This is a genomic window from Mucilaginibacter sp., assembly GCF_039207105.1.
Taxonomy (GTDB): domain Bacteria; phylum Bacteroidota; class Bacteroidia; order Sphingobacteriales; family Sphingobacteriaceae; genus Mucilaginibacter.
Genome location: NZ_JBCECK010000062.1, coordinates 1 through 3,598, shown reverse-complemented (window position 1 = coordinate 3,598; position 3,598 = coordinate 1). Strand labels below are relative to the sequence as shown.

General features: G+C 42.0%; 4 protein-coding genes. All 4 read right to left on the bottom strand.

Translation table 11 applies throughout. The features are described 5' to 3' along the window. Positions 1 to 66: 66 nt before the first annotated feature. From kynU to AAGC65_RS13905, 4 genes are read right to left on the bottom strand one after another with little or no spacing between them, the layout of a single operon-like run. A complete protein-coding gene (kynU, locus tag AAGC65_RS13920; RefSeq protein ID WP_343113067.1) occupies positions 67 to 1,344 on the bottom strand; it encodes a kynureninase in 1,278 nt (425 codons plus the stop codon). Positions 1,345 to 1,374: 30 nt separating this feature from the next. Continuing rightward, a complete protein-coding gene (locus AAGC65_RS13915; RefSeq protein WP_343113066.1) occupies positions 1,375 to 1,977 on the bottom strand; it encodes a DNA-3-methyladenine glycosylase in 603 nt (200 codons plus the stop codon). Continuing rightward, positions 1,974 to 2,621: an alpha/beta hydrolase gene (locus AAGC65_RS13910; protein WP_343113065.1), complete on the bottom strand. Its 648-nt coding sequence runs from the start codon at positions 2,619 to 2,621 to the stop codon at positions 1,974 to 1,976. Before AAGC65_RS13910 ends, AAGC65_RS13915 begins: the two co-directional genes overlap by 4 nt. Then, on the bottom strand, positions 2,621 to 3,097 hold the full coding sequence (locus AAGC65_RS13905; protein ID WP_343113064.1) for a GAF domain-containing protein: 477 nt from the start codon (positions 3,095 to 3,097) through the stop codon (positions 2,621 to 2,623). Before AAGC65_RS13905 ends, AAGC65_RS13910 begins: the two co-directional genes overlap by 1 nt. Positions 3,098 to 3,598 lie beyond the last annotated feature (501 nt).

The window sequence follows — 3,598 nt, the reverse complement described above, 5'->3', positions numbered from 1 at the left end:
CATTGCTGCAGTATAAGATTTCTCGCTATCGCTCGAAATGACAAGCTTTATTTAGTTCATTCTTAATTAGCTTACCGCCGCAGCTAAATGCTGCACAGCCACAAAAACATCTTCAAATGTATTATACAGCGGAACCGGGCTAAGTCTGATCACATTGGGTTCGCGCCAGTCGCCAATTACACCATTATCGGCAAGATACTTAAAAACAGCCTTCGCATTTCTTTTGCACACTATCGATAACTGGCAGCCCCGCTCCTGCGGATTGGCCGGAGTAATAATTTTGAATAGTTCCTCGCCATGCTGCTGATTTATTTCCTGAATTAAAAACTCCATATAGCCCGTTAGCGCTTCGCTTTTAGTGCGCAGGGTATTAATACTGCCCGCATTGTCAAAAATAGCCATAGAAGCCTTAAATAAAGCCATAAGCAATATGGGGCTGGTGCTTACCTGCCAGCCGTCGGCACCGTGGGCCGCATCAAAGCCGGGAGCCATTAAAAAGCGTTTATCTTCGCGGTATCCCCACCAGCCGGCAAAACGGTTAAGCTGATTATTTTCAAAATGTTTTTCATGTACAAAAATACCACTGATGCCGCCCGGACCCGAGTTCATATATTTGTACGAGCACCAGCAGGCAAAATCGACGCCCCAGTCATGCAATTTTAGCGGAACGTTACCCGCTGCATGAGCCAGATCAAACCCCACGTAAGCGCCTGCCCGGTGACGTGCTTTGGTAATAGCCTCCAGATCAAAAAACTGCCCCGTGTAATAATTTATACCGGCGAACATCACTAACGCCAATTCATCAGCGTGCTCATTTATTGTTTGGATGATATCTTCGGTGTATAAAATAAGTTCTCCTTCTCGCGGAAATATCTCGATGATAGCCTCTTTGGGATCAAAGCCATGAAAGCGAACCTGGCTTTCCATAGCATACTGATCTGATGGGAAAGCCCCACCCTCCATAATTATTTTAAAGCGTTTATTATTTGGTTTATAGAATGTTACCATTAATAAATGAAGATTTACTGTAAGTGAGTTCATTACGGTAACTTCATTTTCAAGCGCGCCTACTATTTTAGAAACGGACGCCGAAAGTTGCTTGTGGTAACTCAACCAGGGATCATTCCCCTGAAACCAACCCTCTACCGCCAGGTTTTTCCAGGTGTTTAATTGTTCGGTAATGTGTTGCTCTGCCGATACAGGTTGCAGGCCAAGTGAGTTTCCACATAAGTAAATCGCATCTTCTCCGTTATGCTGCGGAATTAAAAAACGGTTCCTGAAATCTTTTAAAGGATCATTCCTATCCTGCTCAATGGCAAATGCTAAACTATTTTGGTAATTCATTGCCACAATATTAATCAATTTAGGCGAGGGTTACTTATTGGGTTTGCTCACATAAATATCGCCTTTTACGTAAAAGCGATAAGGTAGCAGGGCATCCTCTTTAGCGTAAGCCACACCTATGCGCGGGCCGGCGGTGATCTGCTCGTCGGTAAAGTTTAATCCCCGGTCTTCTAACCAAATGGTATCGCTTTGCAAGCTGATAGCATTGATATTTCTGGATATGCCCAGCGCTTTGGCTACCGAGCCTGGACCGGCTGTAATGGTTGGTTTAACCACAGGCATGTTACGTCTTACCTGCATGGCTTCGATACCTTCGGTTGGGTGCACAGCCCTGATGAGGATTGCCTGCGGATGTCCTTCTACAGATGTTACGATGTTAAACATTTCATGGATGCCATAACACAGGTAAACATAGGCTATACCGCCCTGTAAAAACATGGTTTTAGTGCGCGGGGTATTGCGGTTGCCATAAGCGTGCGATGCTCGGTCAATAACTCCATTATATGCTTCTGTTTCAACAATGTATCCTCCAGTTTTTATACCATCTATACAAGTAAAAAGATACTTTCCGAGTAAGCTTTTACTGATGGCTACCACATCGTTGCCGAGGTAATATTGTTCTGTTAACTTCATTTTTTCAGGAGCGGTTTTAATAGTTTATTGATCTCTTTTGCCCTATCAAATATCATGATATGGGTGCCACCCTTGATGATGGTGGCGTTGCTGATCCGCCGAAAAGAGAATATCGGATCCTTATCGCCCGTAATGTGATGCAGGTTATTAGGGATGATGTCATTTTTCCAGTAAAGAATAGCTCCCATTGCCCATTTAACAAAAGTGGGCGAGCTGTTTTTGAGCATATCATTAAACAGCCAGGCATCCTCAGTGCTCATGTGACCAAACAAGGGCTTAATCATGAAGCCAAGAGATGTAAATACTTTTCCGGGAATGATCTTGTAAATTGGTAACGTTCTGAACAGGCTGAAATACCAGGGAGACTCTGCGCTAACTTTAATACTGGATATGATAATAGTTGCTTTTACCGGGATTTTCTTGGCTATCTCAACAGCCAGTATTCCGCCTAAGGAGTTACCAATAATGATCGAATTTGGAAGTATATGATATTGATTAATAAGTTTTTGAGCATAGGTTGATAAACTATCTGTTTTGTTAGGCTCTATCCAGTCAACCGTAGTTACATCATGATCATACAGGTCAATATTGTTATAAACACGGGTATCGGCACCCAAACCTGCTATCAGATATACTTTGCTCATTAAAACTTTATCAGTTTAACAATTTGCTCCAAGTACAGGGCATCGGTTTCATTAAATTGATCCAGCAACTCGCTGTCTACATCCAAAACGGCCACTACCTCATTGTTATGAAATACCGGTATTACGATCTCCGAACGGGAAAGCGAACTACAGGCTATATGGCCGGGAAAAGCATCAACGTCGGGCACCACTAACGTTTTGGCTTGCTGCCAGGCACTACCACAAACACCTTTACCCAAGGCAATGCGGGTGCATGCTACAGGCCCCTGGAACGGGCCTAAAACCAGCTCGTTGTTTTTTACCAGATAAAAGCCTACCCAAAACCATTTAAATTGCTCCTTTAAAGCGGCACAGATGTTGGCCAGATTAGCCACCAGATCGGGCTCGCCGTAAAGCAAAGCCTCAATTTGAGGGATCAGTGTAATGTATTGTTCGGTTTTATCGGTTGATGTGGTTATGTTTAAATCCTCTGCCATGTGACAAAAATAGTGATGTATGGTTGAAAGTAAATAAGGTTAATATCATATTTCGTACATTTGTAGATGCAACAGCCCGTTTTTTCCTAAGTGGAAAACCGGGCTGTTTTGCTAACCAAACGGAAATATAAAAAAGTGGGAAATTTTTAATTAAGTATTTATTTATCAAATATTTATAACTTTTTAAAGCTTAAAATATAGCTCAAAAATGAGCTAAAACCGGTAAAAAAGGATAGATTTTGGCATTTTTAGTGCGATTTTTGACTTTTTTTGATGCTTTTCTTGTCTGTTTTTTGTTAAAATAAAAGTTTAAAAAGTTTTTTGGCCAAGATTTTACAATTAATCTTTACTTAGCAGACAGATGATCGTTAGTTTGACCATAATACGCTACCGCAAATTATTTGTACCCTTCGCCCTGCTGGCTATGGCTATACATCGTTTGCCCATGCTGATGCAAAAAGGCTGCAGCTTTTATAAACTGCTGGGCTCAGGCCATAACGG